Annotated in this window: 23 protein-coding genes; 10 read left to right on the top strand and 13 right to left on the bottom strand. The window is 44.7% G+C overall.

All coding sequences use genetic code 11. The features are described from left to right. Window positions 1–8: 8 nt before the first annotated feature. A complete protein-coding gene (locus CJD36_RS23305) occupies window positions 9–155 on the bottom strand; it encodes a hypothetical protein (protein WP_161499360.1) in 147 nt (48 codons plus the stop codon). Window positions 156–183: 28 nt separating this feature from the next. Here CJD36_RS23305 and CJD36_RS17525 point away from each other — a divergent pair, with 28 nt between their 5' ends. From CJD36_RS17525 to CJD36_RS17545, 5 genes are all read left to right on the top strand, one after another. Next, window positions 184–546, top strand: a complete 363-nt coding sequence (locus CJD36_RS17525) for a methionine-R-sulfoxide reductase (protein ID WP_105040501.1) — start codon at window positions 184–186, stop codon at window positions 544–546. Between the two features lie 51 nt (window positions 547–597). Then, a complete protein-coding gene (locus CJD36_RS17530) occupies window positions 598–1,182 on the top strand; it encodes a Crp/Fnr family transcriptional regulator (RefSeq protein ID WP_105040502.1) in 585 nt (194 codons plus the stop codon). 193 nt (window positions 1,183–1,375) lie between these two features. Continuing rightward, on the top strand, window positions 1,376–2,248 hold the full coding sequence (locus tag CJD36_RS17535) for a pirin family protein (protein ID WP_105040674.1): 873 nt from the start codon (window positions 1,376–1,378) through the stop codon (window positions 2,246–2,248). Between the two features lie 62 nt (window positions 2,249–2,310). Continuing rightward, complete coding sequence (locus CJD36_RS17540) at window positions 2,311–2,844, top strand: YceI family protein (protein ID WP_105040503.1); 534 nt, start codon at window positions 2,311–2,313, stop codon at window positions 2,842–2,844. Window positions 2,845–3,222: 378 nt separating this feature from the next. Next, on the top strand, window positions 3,223–4,305 hold the full coding sequence (locus CJD36_RS17545) for an ABC transporter permease (RefSeq protein ID WP_240609376.1): 1,083 nt from the start codon (window positions 3,223–3,225) through the stop codon (window positions 4,303–4,305). Window positions 4,306–4,388: 83 nt separating this feature from the next. Here the strand turns inward: CJD36_RS17545 and moaA are convergent, their stop codons facing one another. After that, window positions 4,389–5,402: a GTP 3',8-cyclase MoaA gene (gene moaA, locus CJD36_RS17550; protein ID WP_205685635.1), complete on the bottom strand. Its 1,014-nt coding sequence runs from the start codon at window positions 5,400–5,402 to the stop codon at window positions 4,389–4,391. A 132-nt stretch (window positions 5,403–5,534) separates the two neighbouring features. Between moaA and CJD36_RS17555 the strand changes: the two genes are divergently transcribed. Beyond that, complete coding sequence (locus CJD36_RS17555) at window positions 5,535–6,158, top strand: hypothetical protein (RefSeq protein WP_161499361.1); 624 nt, start codon at window positions 5,535–5,537, stop codon at window positions 6,156–6,158. A gap of 107 nt (window positions 6,159–6,265) precedes the next feature. Then, entirely contained in the window at window positions 6,266–7,585 is a 1,320-nt protein-coding gene (locus tag CJD36_RS17560; protein ID WP_105040507.1) for a (Fe-S)-binding protein, read from the top strand. A 214-nt stretch (window positions 7,586–7,799) separates the two neighbouring features. Here the strand turns inward: CJD36_RS17560 and CJD36_RS17565 are convergent, their stop codons facing one another. Further along, window positions 7,800–8,630: a DUF695 domain-containing protein gene (locus CJD36_RS17565; RefSeq protein WP_161499362.1), complete on the bottom strand. Its 831-nt coding sequence runs from the start codon at window positions 8,628–8,630 to the stop codon at window positions 7,800–7,802. Window positions 8,631–8,817: 187 nt separating this feature from the next. On the opposite strand from CJD36_RS17565, the gene CJD36_RS17570 reads away from it, so the two are divergent. The 3 genes from CJD36_RS17570 to CJD36_RS17585 all read left to right on the top strand — a co-directional run bounded on the left by CJD36_RS17570 (window position 8,818) and on the right by CJD36_RS17585 (window position 13,327). Next, window positions 8,818–9,123 carry a hypothetical protein gene (locus CJD36_RS17570; protein WP_105040509.1) on the top strand — a complete coding sequence of 102 codons (306 nt, stop codon included), beginning with the start codon at window positions 8,818–8,820 and terminating at the stop codon, window positions 9,121–9,123. 102 nt (window positions 9,124–9,225) lie between these two features. Beyond that, window positions 9,226–9,768, top strand: coding sequence for a hypothetical protein (locus CJD36_RS17575; protein WP_133162693.1), 543 nt, complete (start codon window positions 9,226–9,228; stop codon window positions 9,766–9,768). Between the two features lie 1,174 nt (window positions 9,769–10,942). Next, window positions 10,943–13,327 carry a WG repeat-containing protein gene (locus tag CJD36_RS17585; protein ID WP_105040512.1) on the top strand — a complete coding sequence of 795 codons (2,385 nt, stop codon included), beginning with the start codon at window positions 10,943–10,945 and terminating at the stop codon, window positions 13,325–13,327. Window positions 13,328–13,692: 365 nt separating this feature from the next. Here CJD36_RS17585 and CJD36_RS17590 read toward each other — a convergent pair whose 3' ends face one another. The 10 genes from CJD36_RS17590 to era all read right to left on the bottom strand — a co-directional run bounded on the left by CJD36_RS17590 (window position 13,693) and on the right by era (window position 21,575). Further along, the gene (locus tag CJD36_RS17590; RefSeq protein WP_105040513.1) at window positions 13,693–15,333 is read right to left on the bottom strand and encodes a tetratricopeptide repeat protein; all 1,641 of its coding nucleotides are present in this window, start codon (window positions 15,331–15,333) and stop codon (window positions 13,693–13,695) included. Between the two features lie 32 nt (window positions 15,334–15,365). Continuing rightward, complete coding sequence (locus CJD36_RS17595; protein ID WP_105040514.1) at window positions 15,366–16,292, bottom strand: PstS family phosphate ABC transporter substrate-binding protein; 927 nt, start codon at window positions 16,290–16,292, stop codon at window positions 15,366–15,368. Between the two features lie 161 nt (window positions 16,293–16,453). Then, a complete protein-coding gene (locus tag CJD36_RS17600) occupies window positions 16,454–16,687 on the bottom strand; it encodes a hypothetical protein (protein WP_105040515.1) in 234 nt (77 codons plus the stop codon). Between the two features lie 270 nt (window positions 16,688–16,957). After that, window positions 16,958–17,416, bottom strand: a complete 459-nt coding sequence (locus tag CJD36_RS17605; RefSeq protein ID WP_105040516.1) for an SRPBCC domain-containing protein — start codon at window positions 17,414–17,416, stop codon at window positions 16,958–16,960. A 53-nt stretch (window positions 17,417–17,469) separates the two neighbouring features. Next, the gene (locus CJD36_RS17610; RefSeq protein WP_105040517.1) at window positions 17,470–18,309 is read right to left on the bottom strand and encodes an MBL fold metallo-hydrolase; all 840 of its coding nucleotides are present in this window, start codon (window positions 18,307–18,309) and stop codon (window positions 17,470–17,472) included. A 120-nt stretch (window positions 18,310–18,429) separates the two neighbouring features. Beyond that, window positions 18,430–18,771, bottom strand: a complete 342-nt coding sequence (locus tag CJD36_RS17615) for a nuclear transport factor 2 family protein (protein ID WP_105040518.1) — start codon at window positions 18,769–18,771, stop codon at window positions 18,430–18,432. A gap of 45 nt (window positions 18,772–18,816) precedes the next feature. Further along, the gene (locus tag CJD36_RS17620) at window positions 18,817–19,104 is read right to left on the bottom strand and encodes a GNAT family N-acetyltransferase (RefSeq protein WP_105040519.1); all 288 of its coding nucleotides are present in this window, start codon (window positions 19,102–19,104) and stop codon (window positions 18,817–18,819) included. 7 nt (window positions 19,105–19,111) lie between these two features. After that, the gene (locus tag CJD36_RS17625) at window positions 19,112–19,711 is read right to left on the bottom strand and encodes an NADPH-dependent F420 reductase (RefSeq protein WP_105040520.1); all 600 of its coding nucleotides are present in this window, start codon (window positions 19,709–19,711) and stop codon (window positions 19,112–19,114) included. Window positions 19,712–19,804: 93 nt separating this feature from the next. Continuing rightward, on the bottom strand, window positions 19,805–20,725 hold the full coding sequence (locus CJD36_RS17630; RefSeq protein ID WP_105040521.1) for a 1-aminocyclopropane-1-carboxylate deaminase/D-cysteine desulfhydrase: 921 nt from the start codon (window positions 20,723–20,725) through the stop codon (window positions 19,805–19,807). Continuing rightward, window positions 20,688–21,575 (bottom strand): GTPase Era, encoded by an 888-nt coding sequence (gene era / locus CJD36_RS17635; protein WP_105040522.1) that lies wholly within the window; start codon window positions 21,573–21,575, stop codon window positions 20,688–20,690. Before era ends, CJD36_RS17630 begins: the two co-directional genes overlap by 38 nt. Between the last annotated feature and the right edge of the window lie 5 nt (window positions 21,576–21,580).

The raw sequence follows: 21,580 nt of genomic DNA on the forward strand, positions 1-21,580 counted from the left end.
GTCAGTCTTCAAACTACGTCGCAGCGGTTAGCAATCTTCAGATTGCCGTTGTTGGTCTTGTGACCAATAGCCACACCAGATCTTTGAAACACATTAGCCCCATCTATACCATCATTGGCAAATTGCCCAATTGTCGAATTGTCAAATTCTCCCATACCCCGTAACTTTATACAAAACAAGTCCATGAAACTGAACGACCTCACACCGGAAGAAGCAAGAGTAATACTGCGTAAAGGCACCGAACGCGCTTTCACCGGGGAATATACCGACAACAAGCAAAGCGGCACGTATGTATGCCGCCGCTGCGATACCCCTCTATACCGCTCCGAAAGCAAATTCGATTCACACTGCGGCTGGCCTTCATTCGATGATGAAATAAAGGGGGCTGTTATCCGTGTACCCGATGCCGACGGACACCGTGTGGAAATCATCTGCGCCAACTGCAATGGTCATCTGGGCCACGTATTCACTGGCGAACGATTTACAGCTAAGAATACGCGCCATTGCGTAAATTCCATTTCAATGAAGTTCATACCTGACGCTTAAATTGTAACCTTAAATTAGCTATTTTTGGTTGCCTAATCCGCCACCAAAACCATGTACGATGCGCTGAGAAAATATGTAAGTGACTATGCCGGGGCTCCGGTATCAGACGGCGAATTTGAACTCATCAAAGAAGCATTCACACCTAAGAAAATAAGGAAAAAACAATATTTTCTACAGGCTGGTGATGTGTGCAAATACATAGGCTTTATCGTCAAAGGCGCCATGCGCCAATACTCTGTCGATGATAAGGGTATGGAGCATATCATCTTCTTTGCTATCGAAAACTGGTGGGTATCCGACAGGGAAAGCTTTACCATGCTCACCCCTTCCCGCTTCAATATAGATGCTGTAGAAGATTGTGAACTACTCATTTCTACATCAGAGAAAATGCAGCAGCTGGTTAGCAACGTACCGTCATTTACCAAAATGCTCTCCCTGCTCGATCAGCGCCACTCCTTCGCCACCCAGAAACGCATCCATGCCTCCATCAGCATGACCGCCGAAGACCGCTTTCTCGATCTGCTGCAGAACAAACCAGCATTCCTGCAACGCTTCCCGCAAAACATGATCGCCTCCTACCTCGGCATCTCCCCCGAAACCCTCTCCCGCATCCGCAAAAAAGCACTACTCAAGTAGTCCACAATTACTCGTCCCAGTTTGTAACGCAGATGCACCGGCAGGACGTTTGTAACGCCCGACACTCACTTCCAAAAACTCTTGACAAATGTCAAGTCTCTTTCTTGTCATTTGTCATTGGAAACGCCCTCCCGTTTGTCGCACCTTTGTGTTGTCAAAAGCAATGAGCTACGACAAACAAAACACGAAGAAAATGGAAAAGAAAATACTGATCAGCAGCGGGGGAATGAATGCAAGAGTAAGACATCTGCTAGTCAACAGGCTTATCCCCAATCATCATACACACGCAGTAGGACCATTTGTATTTCTCGATCACCTGTACCCTACCGAGCAAAAACCCGGAACACCTAAACCACCAACCGGCGAGGCTGCCCATCCACACCGGGGCATTGCTACCTTCAGCTATATATTCAGCGGTGCACTCCAACATTTTGATAGCCGCGGCCACCACGGCATAGTTAGCGCCGGAGGTGCACAATGGATGAAAGCCGGCAATGGAGTGATACACGATGAAAATCCTGCAGCTGATTTTGTACAGCAAGGCGGCATATTGCACGGGCTCCAATTCTGGATCAACCTGCCGGCAAAGAACAAAGCTGAAATGCCCGACTACCTTGCCGTTCAGCCTTCTGACCTGCCCGTTACCGAGCTCCCCGAAGATGCCGGCTCAATAAAGGTATTAATAGGCACTTGCGGCGTCAATGCATCGCCCGTTACTACGTTCCTTAACGAGTTCATGTACCATATCACCCTCAACCCTAAGGCCTCATTTACCTACACTACTAAAGACACGTTGGAGTATGCTGCCTTTGTACCATCTGAAGAAGTAAAGATAAATGGCACGGTATTTAGCAAAAGTGAGTTGGTAACCTTCGCACAAGATAATGGAGAGATAACATTCACCAACAACGGTATTACCCCCTCCAGTGTAATATTGTTTGGTGGTAGTCACTACGCCGAACCTATTGTAGCAGAAGGACCATTCGTTATGAACAGCCAGAAAGAAATTGCTGAAGCATATGGCGACTTCTTCGATGGCAAATATGGCGAGATAAAGTATCAATAAGAGTAATTTTCAAAACAACAATTCATAAACAAACAATTCAAAACTTTTAAAAAACAAACAAAATGAGCACAACAAATTGGGCAATCGACGCATCGCATTCAGAAATGCAATTTAAGGTAAAACACCTGGTGATCACTACCGTTACCGGCAACTTTAAGGAGTTCTCAGGTACAGTGGTAGCAGGCGATACATTCGAAAATGCACAGATCAACTTCGAAGCGAATGTTGATTCTATCAACACCAACAGCGAACAGCGCGATGGCCACCTGAAGAGCGGAGATTTCTTCGAAACAGAGAAATACCCTAAGCTGACTTTCACCTCTACCGGCTTCACAAAGAAGAGCGAAGAAGAGTATGAAATGCATGGCGATCTTACTATCAAAGACGTTACCAAACCGGTTACCCTGGCCGTAGAATACAATGGCATAGCTAAAGACCCATGGGGCAATGTAAAAGCAGGATTTGAAGTAAACGGCAAGCTCAACCGTAAAGACTTCGGCCTTAACTGGAACGCCCTTACAGAAGCCGGTGGTGCATTGGTGAGCGAAGAAGTAAAGCTTCACGCCAACATTCAGCTGGTACAGCAACAAGCTTAAATAAACGGGTGGCCACATACCATAGCCACCCGCCTTTTACATCCTTTTAACCACCCCCGGCAGCAGCATTGTATGTTTCTGCGGGTGGCTTTTCTGTCATCTATCATCAGGATATTTATTGCTGCGCGGGGGACTTCATGCCGAGTATAGCAATGCCTGATTCATTATTCCTGTAAACCTGCATGCCGGTAGGTCGACATATCATTTTCAATACCATTAAACAAAAGCAGGGATTATCTAACTAACGTGTAACCCTATTTAGGGGTGGGGCCATATACAGCCAGTACCCCGTTACTTTACATTATTATTACTTACTAATAGCTTGCGTGGCGTACCTTTGCGCCACACCACTCTATACAAATGGCAACATACAGTAATATGCGCGCAATGCGGGCATTGATAAAGGCTAGTCTGCAGGCAATGTTCAAAAGTCCTTCGGCTATTATCTTCACTATTGCCTTTCCGCTTACACTTATCATCGTTTTTGGCTTCCTGGGCAATAGTAATGGGTTCAGCGTAAAGGTAGCTTCTGCACCCGGTAGCGATACCACAAGTCCGCTGTACAATATGCTTCGCCATGTATCTGTTCTGAAGTGGGTAGACACCCACGATTCGGGCGGGGTGAACAAGCTCCTGCAACAAGGTGATATTGTAGCCACAATAGAAATTAAGAAGAACCCCGAAGGCGTAAAACCTGAATACATCCTGTCTTATAAAGAATCTTCAAGTGAACTTAACAAGGCCAAACAAATGGAGGCCATGCTCGCCACCATCATACAACAGGCCGACCCTGAGCTGCGTAGGCGCATGGACGATATTGTGCAGGTAAAAACAGAAGTAGCACAGATAAGAGAATACAAACAAATAGACTTCATACTCCCCGGACAGCTTAGTTTTTCGCTCCTGGCATCAGGTGTATTCGGCACCGCATTCGTGTTCTTCAATCTCCGCCAAACGCTTGTATTGAAGCGCTTCTTCGCCACTCCAGTTCGTCGTGAGGTCATTGTGATCAGTGAGGGTTTAGCAAGAGTTGTATTCCAGATCATGGGGTCTATTATCATCATTAGCATAGGGCATTTATTCTTTGGATTTACATTGGCTCATGGCATATTTACATTCATCAATATGCTGGTTATGTGTGCATTGGGGTTGCTGGTATTTATGGGCTTTGGATTTATAGTAAGCGCCGTTGCCAAGAGCGAATCTACCATACCACCATTCTCTAATCTGGTTACTCTGCCTCAATTCTTACTGGCCGGCACCTTCTTTTCTATTGATAATTTCCCAGTTTGGTTACGCCCATTTTGTAAAGCCCTGCCGCTGACATACATGAACGAAGCCCTCCGTAAGATATCCTTCGATGGTGCCAACCTATGGGATGTGCGTATGGATATACTGGTGCTTACGCTCTGGGGTATTGGTGTATATCTGGTGGCCGGTAAGTTGTTTAAGTGGGAGTAGTCGTTTTAATGACTGAATTGCACAATGGCTAAACGGCTCAATTGACCTCTTTTAAGTTTTCACTTTTGACTTTTAACTTGAAACTATCCCCCTATCATAGCCATACTCTGGTGTGCACCGTCCGCGTAAGTAGTGCGTTCTGCTTCATGGCCGTCTATGGCCTTTGTGGCAAGTGCAGCAACAATAGCCGACGACACTGCTTCATCATTGGCTCCTGATCGTAAAATGTCCTTCAAGTTGGTGCCGCCGTTGTCATACAGGCAGGTTTTTAAAACACCTTGCGGCGTAAGCCTTATACGGTTGCACGTGCCGCAGAACGACCGTGTGTAAGCGGCTATAATACCAACATCCCCCTTATGCCCGGGTATCTTATAATTGTAGGAGGTAGAATACTGTGGGTCAGGTATTTTGGCTATTTTGGGATGACTGTTTTTTATGGTTTGCAGTATCTGCATATGATCCCAGAGTAATGTCTGGTAGTGCTGCCCGCCGCCATTAAATGGCATCTCTTCTATAAAGCGTACACTTACTGGTAGTTCCTTTGTCAGGGCCACCAGAGCAGGTATGTCCTGTGTGTTCTTCCCATCCATCACTACGGCATTGATCTTTACTTCTATGCGATGGCTTATTAAGGCATGCATGGTCTCTATAACCTTATCAAACTCATCTCGGTGCGTAATGGCAAGAAATCTATCCCTGTCCAATGTATCCAAACTAAGATTTACTGACCTGATGCCCATTTGCTTCAGCTCGGGCACAAGCGGTGCGGTGACTACACCATTGGTGGTTATGGTCAGATTGTCCAGTCCCTTTATTTGAGAAAGCTCAGAAAGGAAGGGCATGATACCTTTTCTTACAAAAGGCTCTCCACCCGTAATACGGATCTTATTCACCCCCATGCCTATGGTCAGCCTACATAAACGCAGCATTTCCTCCCACGACAATAGTTCGGTACGTGCCAGCCAATTATTACCCTGTTCAGGCATGCAGTAAAAGCAGCGCAGGTTGCACCTGTCTGTTACCGCAAGTCTTAAATAATTGATCGTTCTACCGTGGTTGTCTTTCAGCACGGGGCAAAGGTAATTCGGCAATTCCACAATTTGGCAATTCGGCAATTGCCAATGCTCCGGCCGATTCATGTGTCTTTCTTTACTGGTTAATGTAATCAACTGGTAATTGTATTTGGTCAAAGTAGAAATAGCGACTATTTTTATATTATGCATGGGCTTTTGAAATACTGTTGGTTGTTGCTGCTGGTATCTCTACAGGTGGCCGGCCAATGCCCGTCCTACAAGTATCAGCCGGAATTTATAGTCAGCTATGGCCAACTGACCAGTAGCGACCTGATCGGGGGCTGGAAGATCTCTGCCCCTGATGGGAAAAGATCGACCACTGAAACATCCACAACCGGTGCCAATTTCTTTACTACCAGGTACTTTCTGTATAGCTGCCTGTCTGTAGGGTTTGCCGGTGGCTATATAGACCAGAAGGGAAACAATAACCAGCGCTATTGCGCCGAATATGTAACTACCAGTACTTATGAACACAAGGCAGTGACCATTGCCGTAGAGCTCAACTATATTTATCGCATCAGAAAATACGTTGATATTTATACATTTATTGGTGCCGGGCCAGCTTTTAAAACTGCGGTAACAACTAATGTTGCCTCCCCCATAAGCGTAGATGGTCCGGCTAAAACAACCAAGAGTGAAGATATTGTCTTTCATTATACACCTTTAGGGGTAAGGGTGGGTGGTAGAATTGGTGGCTTTGCAGAACTGGGTTTTGGTTATAAGGGGCTGCTGAGCGGTGGCTTATCACTGCGGTTGGGCAGGCGTTGGTGCAGCCGCTGATAAGGCGCCTTTGCACTTAGTGAACGTCGTCTATACCTATTATTATACATTCAATTATTTTTTTCGGCTGAAACAAATTATTTTCGGGGTCAAATTCACCTTACAGGATGCATTTAATTCAACAAATATTATTCATATTACTGGTCGGTACGGCCATATTTTTGTTCGTAAAGAAGGCAAGAGAAATAGCCCGTAACGTCAATCTTGGTCGCGATGAAGATATCTCTGACAACAAAGACCAGCGTTGGAAAAACATGGTGCTGCTGGCACTTGGACAGAAGAAAATGTTCAAGCGTCCTATACCCGCTTTCCTGCACCTGGCTGTATATGCCGGTTTTATCATCATTAATATAGAGATACTGGAAATCATACTGGATGGTATATTAGGCACACACAGATTGTTCCTGCCGTTCCTGGGTAGTTTGTATTCTTTTCTCATAGGCTTTTTCGAGGTTTTGGCGGCATTGGTACTGATAGGTTGTGTAGTGTTCTTTGCCCGCAGAAACATACTGCACATTCGCCGCCTGAGCATGAAGGAACTGAACGGCTGGCCTAAAAGCGATGCCAATGCTATCCTTATTACAGAGGTAGTATTGATGAGTCTTTTGCTGTGTATGAACAGCGCTGACCTTGTTTTGCAGGGCCGCCCTGAGATGGCTGAACACTACCATGCTACTTCTTCTTTCCTTGTTTCTTCTCATCTTACAGGTTTGTTCACAGGCATGTCAAGCGGGTCATTAATGGCGTTTGAGCGTATCTGCTGGTGGTTACACATCATAGGCATTTTCGCTTTCCTGAACTACCTGCCTTACTCCAAGCACCTGCACATTGTACTTGCTTTTCCTAATGCGTACTATTCTAAATTGATGCCTAACGGCGAGATGAAGAATATGAAGGAGATACAGAATGAGGTACTCTACATGATGGAGCCTGATAAGGCACCTGCAGCTATTGAAGCCGCTGCACCCATGACATTTGGCGCCAAAGATGTTAAGGACCTTAGCTGGAAAAACCTCCTGGATGCATACTCCTGCACAGAGTGTGGCAGATGCACTGATAGCTGCCCGGCCAACATGACCGGTAAGAAACTATCTCCCCGTAAGATAATGATGGATACCCGCGACCGTGCGGAAGAAGTAGGCAAGAACATAAATGTGAATGGTGAGTTTAAGGATGATGGTAAAACATTATTGAATGACTACATTTCTATTGAAGAGCTTAGGGCCTGTACTACCTGCCAGGCTTGTGTTGACGCTTGCCCGGTAATGATCGATCCTTTGTCAATTATCATGCAGCTGCGCCGTAACCTGGTTATGGAAGAGAGCAATGCACCGCAGGAATGGAACATGATGTTTGGTAACATTGAGAACAACATGGCTCCATGGAAATTCAGCCCGGACGATAGGGATGCATGGATCAATGGCTAATGGTATCAAAGGCTCAATTGCGCAATGACTCAATGGCTCAATGAGATGCGGAATTGTATCTCTACACAAGCTGTTTTAATATTTATAACAAACACGTAATGATGCCGAAGGCATCACATGTCTATAGCAAAGTCAGATTATATAAGGGGTCGATGCCGAAGGTATCGCATCTTTATATAAGCAACTGTTCATTAGCAACAGCATAATTTTCTCGTTATTTCACCGGTGCGCTCCAGCCGTTGTATATGCCATTGTGTTTTTTGACCTCGTTTCTCAGTTCAGCGGTTACTACGTTTATAGAGTCTACTTTTATAGGTCCAACCTTAGAAAACAATAAACAAAGCGGTGCTGCTGACATTTTTATGGAGGGTGTTTTATTAATAGAGTAGCCCTTGCCGGTAACGAATGTGGTGAAGGCATTTCTTGCAGTATCGGTATTAAAGCATGCAGCAAATGATATGGTGCGAGGCTTTTTCAGGCTATCACCTTCCTGAAGCATGCCCGTAATGATGCGGTTATTGTCCATCCAGTTCTGGGTCTCATCATTGGGGTAAAGAAAGGTGCGGTACGATAGCCACTGCGGGTCGGGGCGAATGATAATAGAGTACTTATAGTCTTTAAAACTGCGGTTGTACATACGCATAATGGCATTGCGGATGCCGGTTGTATCTCTTACATAATAGTAGTTATTGCGCTGACAATTGTACATAACAGTGCCGACAAGTACCTTGGGCGTAAGGCCTGTAAGAAAGTTGCCTGTAGCGTCCAATATTGATTCCAATGCATCTATTTCTATTGCTGCGGGCATGCCTTTCTGATCGCACTTGTGTGCCCGCGGACCGGTTATCACCACATAAGGGTAGCGTTTGTCGGGCGCCGCAAGTATGAGGTTCATATCCAGCAGTACGGTAGCCGGTTGGTCGCCGATCTTTGACAGGTAGGTATCCCACATTTCTGTCTGGGCCAAAGCAGTGTTGGGGATGGCTATTTGTATGGCAAACAGCAATAGAACAGGCAGCGCGGCAATTAGTTTTTTGATAGACATTGGGTTGCAAACATAAATAAGAATGGGTCGGCACATATGCAATTCAATGTTAAAGTTGAAAGCAGCCATACATAATTGATTGACGGCCAGCCCGCTGTTTTTTTAAATAGCATAAAATTTACTTTTTCGATCGCTGTAAATTAATTCGTACAATTTTATAACTTTATACCACAAAAAATAAAACAATATGAGAAAATTAGTTTGTATGTTGGTTGCTCTGTTCGTAATGAGCCAGGTTACGTTTGCGCAGGACAAAAAAGCGACAAAGAAAGATGCACCAAAAACTGAGTTGAAGGCTGCTGATGCAAAAGCAACTAAGTTGAAGAAAGATGGCACGCCTGATATGCGCCACAAGGAGAACAAAGAAGCTGCTGCAAAGGCTGCACCGGCAGGTCCGTTGAAAAAGGATGGCACACCGGATATGCGTCATAAAGCAAACAAGGATGCTGCTAAGAAAGATGCCGCTAAAAAAGATGCACCTAAGCAGAAGTAATTGTTCTTGACAACCTGACTGAGAAATTTATACCCAGAAAATTCTACAGTTTATAGTTTCGATAATTCACTTTTGTTTTTAGTTGCCAGTTAATTCAAGTTTATGCGTTCAATCACCAGAGTTTCAGTTTTACTATTATCATTGTCGTTCTTTGCCTCCTGCGGAGGGAATAATGATAAATGGGCAGTGTACACATCAGGGGAAGGAGGTTTTTCAGTAAATATGCCTGAGAAGACGGAGAAGACGGAGAAGGTAGAAGTGACCCCTTTTGGTAAGCAAAAAGTGCATTTCATTAGCTGGAAGCCGTCTACGTTTGCCATAGATAAATTCAAACTGTTCGAGGTTAGCTATACCGATTGCCCGCCACGTTTCAGCTCAGATTCTGTAATGGTAGATTTTATGCTGGATAGTTCTATAAGGATGCGTTTGAAAGATTTTACTGAAAAAGATTTTCAGGCAGAAACGATCATGCTGAATGGCTACCCCGGCAAATCATTCATATTGGACAATGGCGGCAATACCGTAATAGTAAAGCAGTGCATAACCAATGGCAGAAGGTATGACATGGTTGTTATTGCTAAAAACGGACAAGGAACCAACCCCGAAATTGGTGAGTTCTTTAATTCGTTCAAAGCGCTTAATTAGTAGATAGTGCATAGTAGATAGTACATAGTTCTGCTTAGTCATTAAACAAATAAGGCCCTGTGATAGTTTTATCATGGGGCTTTTTTGTGGTTGCGGGCAACCGAATAAGTATTCCCGACAGGCATTTTGGGGTTTGTTTCCGCCAATGGTGGTTTTTTGCATTTCCGGCAGTTATTTTTGGTGCGTTTCCTGTAGACAGCTTTATCAGCTAGGGTTTCGGCAGATTTCGAAAACCACCAGTTTCCGCAGTTTTCCGCAGTTTTTCCGCCAATTTCCGCCAAACTCTTCGTCTAGTTTCAATGCCTCGTACCGAAATAGTTGCACATGCGGTGTATCACGGGCGTTACAAACGCCCAGCCGTTGGATCCTCGTTACAAACGAGGACCAGTGTTGTGCCCGGCCGCTTAGGAGCAACCGAATAAGTATTCCCGACAGACATTTTGGGGTTTGTTTCCGCCAATGGTGTTTTTTTGCGTTTCCGGCAGTTATTTTTGGTGCGTTTCCTACAGAAGGTTTTACCAGAAAGGGTTTCGTTGGATTTAGAAAACCACCAGTTTCCGCAGTTTTCCGCAGTTTTTCCGCTAGTTTCCGCCAAACTCTTCGTCTTGTTTCAATGCCTCGTATCGAAATAGGTTTACATGCAGTTTATCACGGGCGTTACAAACGCCCAACCGTTGGATCCTCGTTACAAACGAGGACCAATGTTGGGCCCGGCCGCTTAGGAGACGCAATTATGCGTCTCTACCAGAGTTGCTGGTGGAGACAGTATTTTGATAAGGGTTCATAATGTCAAAGATCTTGCCGTCCTTCGCCTCGATCCTTCGATAAACTCAGGGTAAACCTGGGATAAGGATGGCAGGTTATAAATCGGGTGTAAATTAATACGGCGAAATGAATTTATAAAATAAAGATATTCACAAAATTACCGAAAAAATAAGCTGGAAGACTCTGTGGGTAAGGGTTTGAGCTACATTTTTTTCTGTGGATATGTTTTTTGAGGGTTGTGTTCGGTAATCCGAAGATAGCGCTCAACATGGGTGTCTGAACCATGATTCGCCTGATGAAAGGATGGAAGGATGATCAGTTTTCTGCCAAAAACAAAGAACACAACCGCATATCTCGTCTTATAGTCAGGACCTGGATTTAATTATCTTTATTCATTAACCATCACCTTATGAGGTTTCATTTATATTTTTTTCTGTTGTGCCTGCTACTCCCGCATTATTGTGGTGCGCAAAAAAAGGCAATTAACAGATACCCGGTAACCGCTGATGGTAAGCTGAAGTATGAGTATATGGGTAAGCTGAGTAGCGGGCGAAAGCTGGTCATCAACTTTTCGCAGAAGTATGGATTTGTGGACAGTGCATTGAGGGATGTGGTTGAGTGTATTTATGATTCTGCTACTGACTTCAAGCGAGGAAAAGCTTTAGTGAAAAAGGACGGAAAGTATGGAATAATTGATACTCTTGGTAAGGAATTGATACCCTCCGTGTATGACTCCATAGATGGTGAATATTCTCCCGGAGGTCGTCGCTCGTATGATGTTGCCGGCCGTATAGATAATTATGCATGGGTGAAAACGGGCGGCATTGTAGGCGTTTATACAATCGATGTTCATCATTTTGAACCTGTAACTGGTTATGGTGCCTATTTTTATGATCGGCCTGTTGCGAACAAGTATATGCGCATATATTCAAAGGAAATTGATGTAGGTAGCGGGCTTGCTTTTAGAGACGGTAAAGTGGCATTAGCTCCTAGAAAAGGGCAGAGTGTAGGGGAATATGTAATTAATGGAAGAATAATAATCTCAAGAGAAGGTAAACACGGATTTCTAGACTCAGCTCTGAATATTGCGATTCCTATAAAATATGATATGGTTGATAATTTTCATGAAAAGCTAGCGGCAGTTAAATTATATGGGAAGTGGGGATATATTGATGCTAGTGGGAAATTGGTGATCAACGTATGTTATGACACTGTTGAAAATTTCGAAAATGGCTTTGCAGTTGTAAAGCGTGATGGGAAATATGGCGTGATCAACAAGGGAGGGTTGGAGAAAATACCTTGTGTTTATGATCGTTTTCTTAGTAAGAAAAGTTATAGCCGAATTGAGAACATGCATCAGCGTGGAGTGTTTTCCGTTGAAAGCAACAAAAAATGGGCATTGGTAGACACCAATAATCGTTTGCTAACACCCTTTACATACAATGACATTTCTGCAAGTCATTGGGGGTTTGAAGTTGAAGCTAATAAAAAGGTTGGAATGATTAGCTACGATCTCAAATCGAGCATACCAGTGGTCTATGCGCGCATAATACCTCATTTCCTCGAAAATTGTATAGCAGTAGATAATGGTGAGAGATGGGGACTAATAGACACTTTTTATAAAGTGGTTTTGCCGGATACATTCGTTAGTCTGGATGCAGCGTTGACGGTATGGAAGGAAATGCGGGCTTCGCCCGAAAGAAAATCAAATTTTGTTACAGAACCAGGAAAGTATTTATTTGTTGATCATTTTTTTCAGGGTAGGGCATCCGTAGAAAATAGCGCTCATCAATGGGGTTATATCAACAAGAAGGGAAAAGAGGTAATACCCTGTATCTATCAAATGGCCGGAGATTATAGAAACAGGAAAGCCAAAGTGCAGATTGGTAAACTGTATGGCTATATTAACAAGAAGGGCAAGTACATCTATGCTCCTGACACACTGGATGTTGACAATGACAAAGGCATTTGGGTGACATCAAAAGCAGAACGGTATGGTATTGCAAACAGGGCAGGAAAGCTCATAGTGCCCATTGATTACAATGAACCGTATGCGCTCACACACAATCGTTTGTTTGTCAGAAAGGATAAAAGTTACGGTATCATTGATAGGAAAGGAAAAGAGGTATTGCCGTTTGTGTATAGCAAGGGATTCAGCTATTTCAGCGAGGTAGTGTGCATGAAAAAGGGTAATCAATGGCTGATCATGAATAAACGTGGACACATAAAAGTGCGGTTAGATACAACGCTGGATATATGCAGCTATTTCCGAGAAGGGCTTGCTGTTGTGAAAGATACAAGCGACAGATATGGTTACATAAACAAAAAGGGTCGTATAGTTCTGCCCTGCATATACAATGAGGCCAAAGACTTTAATGATGGCGGCGCCGTAGTAAATACAACTGTTGGTAAGTATGAAATGGTGACATATAAACCATATGATGACGATGAGAATGAACTGGAGGAAATAACAGAAAGACGACGTATTTATGGTGATAGTGTTGGTGTGATTGACAAACAGGGTAAACTAATTATACCTTGTATGTACAAGGCTATCATGTACTATTCCAAAACAGAGCTGATGCAGGTACGAATACACCGCTATGATGAATGGGGGAGCATAAATACACAAAATGAATTGGTCGCACCCTATAGTATAAGTTCGAGCTGGAGTGTATATCACGAGGAGAAACATAAGTGGACACGGAAGATTGAGAATGGGGAGTGGGTGTACAGGAATAAGAGAGGTAGGGTGAAGCTAAGGGTTGGATACGTAAAGGATCCCAAAGCGTAGAGGTATGTATTGGAGTAGTTGTTGGGGTTACAAAACGAATACGTCCCGATGCGAGACTACTCCACCAACAATTTGGGGATAGGTGTGTTCCTGCCAATGACAGAGTTCAGATAGCGCCCCAAAACGAATACGTCCTTGCGTGAGATTGCTTCGTGCCTCGCAATGACCCACCCCTTTTACATTTTGTCATTGGATGATGATTGCGGGGCAACCCGAATAACTACTCGCAATGAATCGGTTGGTGTTTGTGTTGTTAGGGTTTCTAACGAACATTAGTGGTTATGGATATATGCTAAAAATGCTAAAGCCGCTCGATGAGCGGCTTTAGCGGGGATCATTTCTTCTTTGTTGTTTTAGCCGGAGGCTTAGTTGTTACTTTTTTTTACCGGCGCTTTGGGGGCTGTGGTGGTGGTTTTCTTAGGTGCTCCGCCGCCTTTTTCCAGTTCTTCTATCTGCTTGATCAGACCATCGTTGGCATCAACTGCACGCAGTTTATCCATGTAGATCTTGGTCTTTTCTTTGTTCTTTGCATTGTAGTTGTAGAACAGCAGATACTGGTAGGCTCTTACCACATCGCCCTTCTTTTCTGGCTTAGCGATATCGGCACCTAACTTATCCAGCCATTTTTCGAACGATGGCGCAGCAAGGCCGCTTGTAACATCAGAGTCGATAGCAGACTGTACACGTGCATGCCAGTAAGTAGATGATGCCTGATCGGCATACCTATCTTCAAACTTTACAGCCATGTCGTTAGCCTTCTTCCAGTCTTTACAGTAGTAGTACATTACTGTACCCCAGAAGTAGTCTAATGCCTGTGTGCCAGGGTTGCTCTTTATAAGGTTGTTGTACCAGTCGCCGGCGTTGCAGTATTCTTTTTTGAACCTGTAAGCCTCAGCTATCTGGCGGTATATGTCGGTCTTGTTCTGAGAAGTATCAGAAGCAATACCCTTGTTGTAATAGAAGCTTGCAGAGTCAACGTTATTGAGTTTCAGCCATAGCTTACCATACTCTACATATGCAGCAGGCAAGATGTTCTTTGGCTTCTGTATCTGGAAGTATTTACGCAGGTTCTTTACAGCCTCCATAGAGTCGCCGCACTCAGCCTGTGAAAAGCCAAGGATACCTGTCAACTCTACTTTCTTTTCTTCAGGTGGATTCTGCTTCATCAGGTCATCGGCCAGCTTAGCCGCTTCGCAATATGCTTTAGCCTGGTACAGGATACCTGCAAAAGTGATCTGGTCGGTAACCGTGTTGTCAGAAAGAGATATGTACTTTCTGATGTTGGTCAGAGACTGATCATAGTTGCCGGTGCGCTGATACGCCAGTGCCAGCTGCTGGTAAGGCATTGGGTTGGTAGCGTCCGCGTCTTTTGCCTTGTTGTAAAATTCGAGCGCGCTCTTATAGTTGCGGGCATCATACCAAAGGTCGCCTATGCGGGTAAGCACCAGAGAATTGGTTGGGTTCTTTTCGGTAACAGACTCGTAGTTGTTCATGGCTTCGCCACCACCACCGGTCATCTTGCGGTAAGCATCGCCAAGGCCCAGGTGCACTTCCACATCATTAGGATTAGCAGCCAGTGCCTTCTTGTACCACTCAATAGCCTGTGCTATATCACCACCTTCGGAGTAGGTCATAGCATTCGCAGCATACAACCATGGCATGTATTCTTTTTTCTTGCCCTTAGCTGCAAGGTCTCTTGCTATCTGCATACCCTTAGCGGCATCTTTCTGCGCAAAGGCTACACGTGCCGTTCCTGATATGTTGGCAGCATCATCGGGGTATTTTTCAAACTGGTACTTAGCCTTACCCACATTACCCGCGTCGAGGTAAGAGAGGCCCAGGTAATAATTGGCCAGTGCATCTTTAACGGAAAGTGGTGTAAGCACCTTCTGTGCGCTGACGTAGTTTTTATAATCATACAGCTTCTTACCCCCTTCTGTGGTTTGCTGTGCGCTTGCAGAGAAAGCTATTGCTAAAGCTGCAGTGATCGTGATCAATTTTCTCATGTTATTACTACTGTATTGTTTACTGTTTTATGTTATTTACTTTGTTTTTCTTCCGAGTGGTTGATCTCCACATCCCTTATAGACACTTCCATGCGTAAAGGATAGAGATGAGCGTAGGCAAATATAAGCTGTCCGCGGCCACCCATTAAGAAGTTTGCAAAACCTGTGCCAAGTCCGGGATAACTTTCGCGGCTCACATAGTACAGCCTGCGAACGAAAGGATATTCCTTAAGACCAATGTAGGCAAGATAAGGTTTTAAATACTGCCTGAGGGTATCGTTGAACACCGAAACCACACGAACATTCTTTATGAAAGTACCTGTATTGCCGGGGTCGGAAGAGTCACAGACATCTGCAAGTCCTGCAAAACCAACTGCATCGGGGTTTTTCATAACGTAGTCGATCACTGCTTTATTACCCTTTGTAGCATAAACATTGGTACCCAGTTTCTGGCCTTGAAGTAATGAGTCAGTTATATACCTCACCAGGCTCGATGACTGATCATCAAACACTACGGTGTACTTCTTTTTGATGTAGTCGCCCATAAGAATGTGCTTTATCTGCGGCACATCCATAATGCTATCGGGGTTGTCGTTATTGACTATCAATGCCACAGCATCCTTTGCAAGCGCTACTGATGTAGGATAGAACGATTTTTCTTCGGCTATCTTCTTTTCGTCAGCAGTGAGCTCGCGGGTAACAAGAATAAGGCGGGCTTTATTATTGAAGTAGTCTTTAAAGCACTCGGCTTCGGGCTTGTAGTGTATGGTTACCTTGGCATTGGGGAAGCTGCTGTCAAACACTTTCGACTGCTCTTCGATAACAGCCCTGTAGGTCTCATCGGCAGAGATATCTATAGCCCCGGTAGATAAAGTATCGGGGTGCTTAGGAGTATCATCGCAAGACAAGCCTAGTATGGTAAAAGAAACGAGCAGAATAGCAATTGTCCAACAACGCATAAATCACAATTTTACTAATAATTCAAAAAAATACTCTTGTCGTATTATAGTTTGTAACAATTATTTAACAGCGCTAGCGGCCGCCAAGATACAGCAGGGATAGCAAAAAAGAAACCATGCCATGTATTGGGGTAAGAACTGTCAAGGGGGTAGCACAAGTGCTACATGCCGTTTTTGTACCGGCCAATGCCCAGGTATATGCGGAACCCGCCGTAGACGATGAGCAGGCCAGCCATGCCATAAACCAGGCCTGTAGACAGTTCTATAGTGCCGAAATGCCTGCTGTATATTACAAATCCTGCCAGTCCCAGGTATACTGTGCCCATTACAAAGTCTAGAATGGCTCTGAAATTGGTTCCTGTATTATTGGCTTTACGATTGTCTTCTGCGCTCATGTTGTTTTATTCTGTTGCAAATGTACTATTAGAGATGCAGAAATTCCCTGATTCCATAATTATGAATGGCTCAATGGCTTAATGGCTCAATTGCTCAATGAAGGTAATGAGAAATTAATGCGGCAATGTGTAGGAATGTGATGGAATGCAACAATTGGGTAATGTGGAACTATTGAAGTGAATACGAGTTGTGATATAAATTGAAAGTCTAAAGTAAGATAGCTTTCTAGGATATACTTTAGACTTTCTACTATTACCCTAGTGATCGTGTTATTCTGATTCTACAAGGGCTTTGATCTGTACGAGGATGGGGTTCCAGCCTTCGCCATTGTTATAGGCGTCGTTGTAGCGTTTTTCGCTGTCGGCAACGGTGGCGAAATCGCCTTGTGTAACGTCGAGGCGTGTTAGATTGTTTTCTTCAGTAAGCGTGTAGGTAACGGTGAGGTAATTAGAAGGGATATCTTCCAGCGTTGGGTTGTTGGGGTCGAAGGTAGTATATACCAGTTTTTTGCCGGGTTCAATGGCTACGATATGTCCGACCACGGCTACAAATAGTTTCCCGTCATAAATGCCCTCCCAGGTGAGTCTGCTGCCCACTTTATAGTCGGAAGTAGCCTCGCAGCCAAACATGTACTTTTTTGTTTGTTGCGGGTTGGTAAGGGCATCCCACACTTTGGTGGCGGCTGCATTGATGGTAATGGTGCTGTTTACAAATAGTGGCGTGCTCATGGCTGGTTGGTTTTATGAGTCAAATATAGTGGTAGCGGCGTAAATGCAGATAATTAAAACAGGGAGATCTGCACAGGTTTGGGTGGCGCAGGCTTGTGGATAGCCGGCTTGCGGAAAGGATGAAGTGTGTCGGTGATATGGTATACAGCAGACTCTTCGTAACGGGATGCCACCACCACATTGGTGTTACGGGCATGTGTTCTGAACATGTTGAGCGCCAGATCGGGGTCGTTATTGTCTTTAGACAGGTGTGAGAGCAGCAGGTGGCTGAGGTAACCCGGCCTGTGGGCAAGGAACAACTCCAGGGCTTGCACATTAGATAAGTGGCCGTGACCACCGCTGATACGTTTTTTAAGGTGGTAGGGATATCTGCCGTTTTCGAGCATATCGGCATCGTAATTGGCCTCAAGAAAGACTGCATGACATTCTGTAAAGTTGTCTATGACATTGCTGCATACGGCACCAATATCTGTGAATACGCCGATCTTAACGCCATTGCCCGAGATAACGAAGCTATGCGGGTCGATGGCATCGTGAAACTTGGGGAATGCCATTACAGATAGTCCGCCTATGGCAATGGGGGCGTAAGCAGAAAATGGGAATACGCGGGAGGGATCTACCCGCAATTTGCCCATCCTGAATGTCTCAGGGGTAATATATACGGGGATCTTATGCTTTGAAGCTATGCTTTCTACTCCACGGATATGGTCGCCATGCTCATGAGAAATGAATAGTGCTTTTACTTTATCCATGCTCAGGTCCAGCCTTTTCATGCGCTTTTCGGTTTCGCGGCAAGACAGTCCGGCATCTACCAGCACGGCCTCAGTGTCATTAGCTATGTAATAACAGTTGCCATTGCTGCCCGAATTGAGCGATGTGATATAAAGCGACATAACTGCAAAAATAGGCTGATTTGCCGCGACAGGCAAAAAGGATTCTGCAAGGAAGCCTCACCCCGCGCCTCTCCAAAAGAGAGGAAGGTGTTAATCAACGTATTTAGATGCAGTTAATTATCAGGCGATCTCCATTTTTTCAACCAGCCCTTGCCGAAAAGTATAGATATGATCTAAAACACCATCGAATATGGTCATTCCTTTCAAGTCCTTTACAACCTGGTGCACATTTACTGATACCCGGCCATTATTAAGCGTGGTGATGGTCACCGGAGTAACAATGGGGTTGATCTCGCTCCACTGGCGGAGCCAGTATTCACGCACGGCATCTTTACCGTGTATTATGCCGCCTTCCCAGCCGTTGGGCCATTGTACGCCATTGTGAAAATGGGCCAGTATAGCATCTGCCTGGCGGGAGTTAAATAAGGAGTAGATAGTATTGATGATGTCGTTTTCCGGCATATGCGCAATGTTTATCAGTTAGTGCACATAATTGCGGATATATCACTAAGGATTAACCAAAACGTCCCTGATATCCGGCACCTTTTCGAATACAGCCTTAGCGTAGGGACAAAGCGGTATGATCTTAAAGTTATTTTCGCGGGCGAATTTGACTACTGCGTTGAGCAATTGTTTACCGAGCCCGCGACCTTCAAAGGCTTCGGCTACTTCGGTATGATCTATGATGAATTGTTTTTCACCGGAATAGACGTAGTGCATAGCTGCTATTTCATGGCCATCTGCTTCTATAAAGAATCTGCCTTTTTTACCGTTGTCTGCTTGTTGTATGTCCATGATGTTATTATTTAGGAAGATCTACAAAGTTATGTGATGGCAGCGGACCGCCAAAGTGCTGTAAGCGGCCGCCAGTGTCTAGGCTACCCAGCGTGATAGGAAGGAAGCCAATTGTTTTTACCAGTTCTTTTACTGTTTTATTGGCCTCATGATCATTACCCGAAATGAAGATAACCCGTTTGCCCCCTGCAACATCGGGTGATTGCGCGAGTAAGGCGGCATCGAGTGTGTTGAAGGCTTTAACCACTCTTGCACCGGGTACAAGATCTGTAAATACTTCTGTGGACAATCTTCCACCCAGGTCTTTAGGTTTGAAGTCGAGGAACACAATTGCATTGGTGGGGTCAATGACGATACGGCCCTCCCAATCGGGTAGTCCGGCAAGCGCATCTTTCAGATTGTCGAAAGGAACAGAAACGAAGACTACATCTGCTTTGGCTGCTTCCTCTACAGTGACAGCCCTGGTATTTCCTCCCAGTTGATCAACTATTTCTTTGAGAGAGTCGGGGCCGCGACGATTGCTGATGATGACTTCATAACCTGCCTTTGCTACGTGTCCGGCGAAGGCAGTGCCTATGTGTCCGGTACCTATAATTCCTATTTTCATGAGGGCGTGATTTGTGTGGTAAAGTTAGGGTGGAACAGGTATTGGTTTTCATTATAAAACACAGATTCGAATTTCACGCATTTCCGATAACAGTTAGTAAAACAACTTATCCTGTACACTCTCATTGCCTTGCAGGCCGCCGGTATGGATGCATAAGATCTTGTCTGTGGGTTGAAAATGGTTTTCGTTGGTTAGCTGACGAAGGCCGTACATCATTTTTGACGTATAGATGATATCGAGGGGAATGTTGTTTGTGTTGTAAAAATCATTCATAAACGAGAGTAATTCATCGTTCCACTTACCGAAACCTCCGAAGTGCCATTCGTCAAAAAGTTGCCAGTTGGTGTTATGTGTCGGATCGAGGTGCGGCTCTATGTGGGAAGTAAGATAGTTGCCTTGCTTCATGGGCACGAAGCCCATTATATGCTGTGCCGGACTTGTTTTATTTCGGATACCTGTGAGTGTGGTTCCCGAGCCTACTGAAAGGGCAATATGCGTATAATCGTGCTTGATGAATTTGCTTATAAGCCCAGCCCCTTTGCGGCCCCATTCATTATCGCCACCTTCGGGTATTATGTATAATTCATCAAACTGCGCAGCTAGTTGTTGCTCCCATTCAGGTTCACCCTGCTTCTCGTAATCTTCTTTGGTAACAAAGATGAGTTGCATGCCTTCGTCGACACAATGTTGCAGTGTAGGTGTAAGTACAGGATACTTGCCCCGCACTACCCCAATGCAGGCCAGGCCGGCTTTACGGGCTGTGTAAGCAGTAGCAATGAGGTGATTGGAGAAGCCTCCACCAAAGGTGAGTAATGTTTTAAAGCCATGGTCTTGCGCATACATGATATTGAGCCGAAGCTTGTACCATTTATTACCACTGACAATGGGATGTACAAGGTCTAAGCGCAGCATATGAAGCGCTGCAACTTTGTGACCATACCAATCGGGGGAAAGCGGCTGAATGACTACCCTATCCTCATGCGTTATATCCATATTCGCGCAGGTGGTTTTCATTGTCGCGCCAGTGCGGGCGTACTTTTACAAACAGCTCCAGGTGCACCTTGCGGCCTATGAACTCGGTTATAGACATACGCGAATTGATACCCAGTTGCTTGATCATAGAACCACCTTTACCCAGCAATATCATCTTCTGCGTTTCGCGACTTACCACTATATCTGCCTTGATGACAGTGAGTGTGGTCTTCTCTTCAAACGCCTGAATGTTTACCGCTGCATGGTATGGTATTTCGTCTTCATAGAGGGTATAGATCTGCTCGCGTATCAGTTCGCTTACAAAAAAGCGCTCATTACGATCGGAGATATTATCACCGGTATAGTATGGAGGCCCTTCGGGTAATTTTTCAAGTATAAGGGGTAATATCTTTTCGGTATTGTGCTTTGTTTTAGCAGAAATCGGTTGTATGTCCCACTTAGGGTAAGCAGCTGCATATTGTGCCAACAGATCGACCAAAGGAACATCGCCGCTGTAACGGTCTGTTTTATTGAGTAATAATATAGCAGGAGATTTTAGCTTTATCAATGCCATGAGATCGTTCAACTCTTCCATTGGCTTGGTAATATCATGCACAATGATGGCTATATCCGCATCCTCTAAAGCACTCTTTACCTGTGCCATCATTTTCTCATGGAGCTTGTACTTAGCCTCAATAATACCCGGGGTATCGGAAAAGACGATCTGGTAATTGTCTTCGGTAAGTATGCCTAAAATACGGTGACGGGTGGTCTGCACTTTTGATGAAGTGATCACCAGCCTTTCACCTAATAACAGATTAAGCAGGGTTGATTTACCCGCATTAGGGGCGCCGAATATATTGACAAATCCTGATTGAAATTTTCCTTCCATGAGAG

It is taken from the genome of Flavipsychrobacter stenotrophus (assembly GCF_002954265.1).
GTDB lineage: Bacteria > Bacteroidota > Bacteroidia > Chitinophagales > Chitinophagaceae > Flavipsychrobacter > Flavipsychrobacter stenotrophus.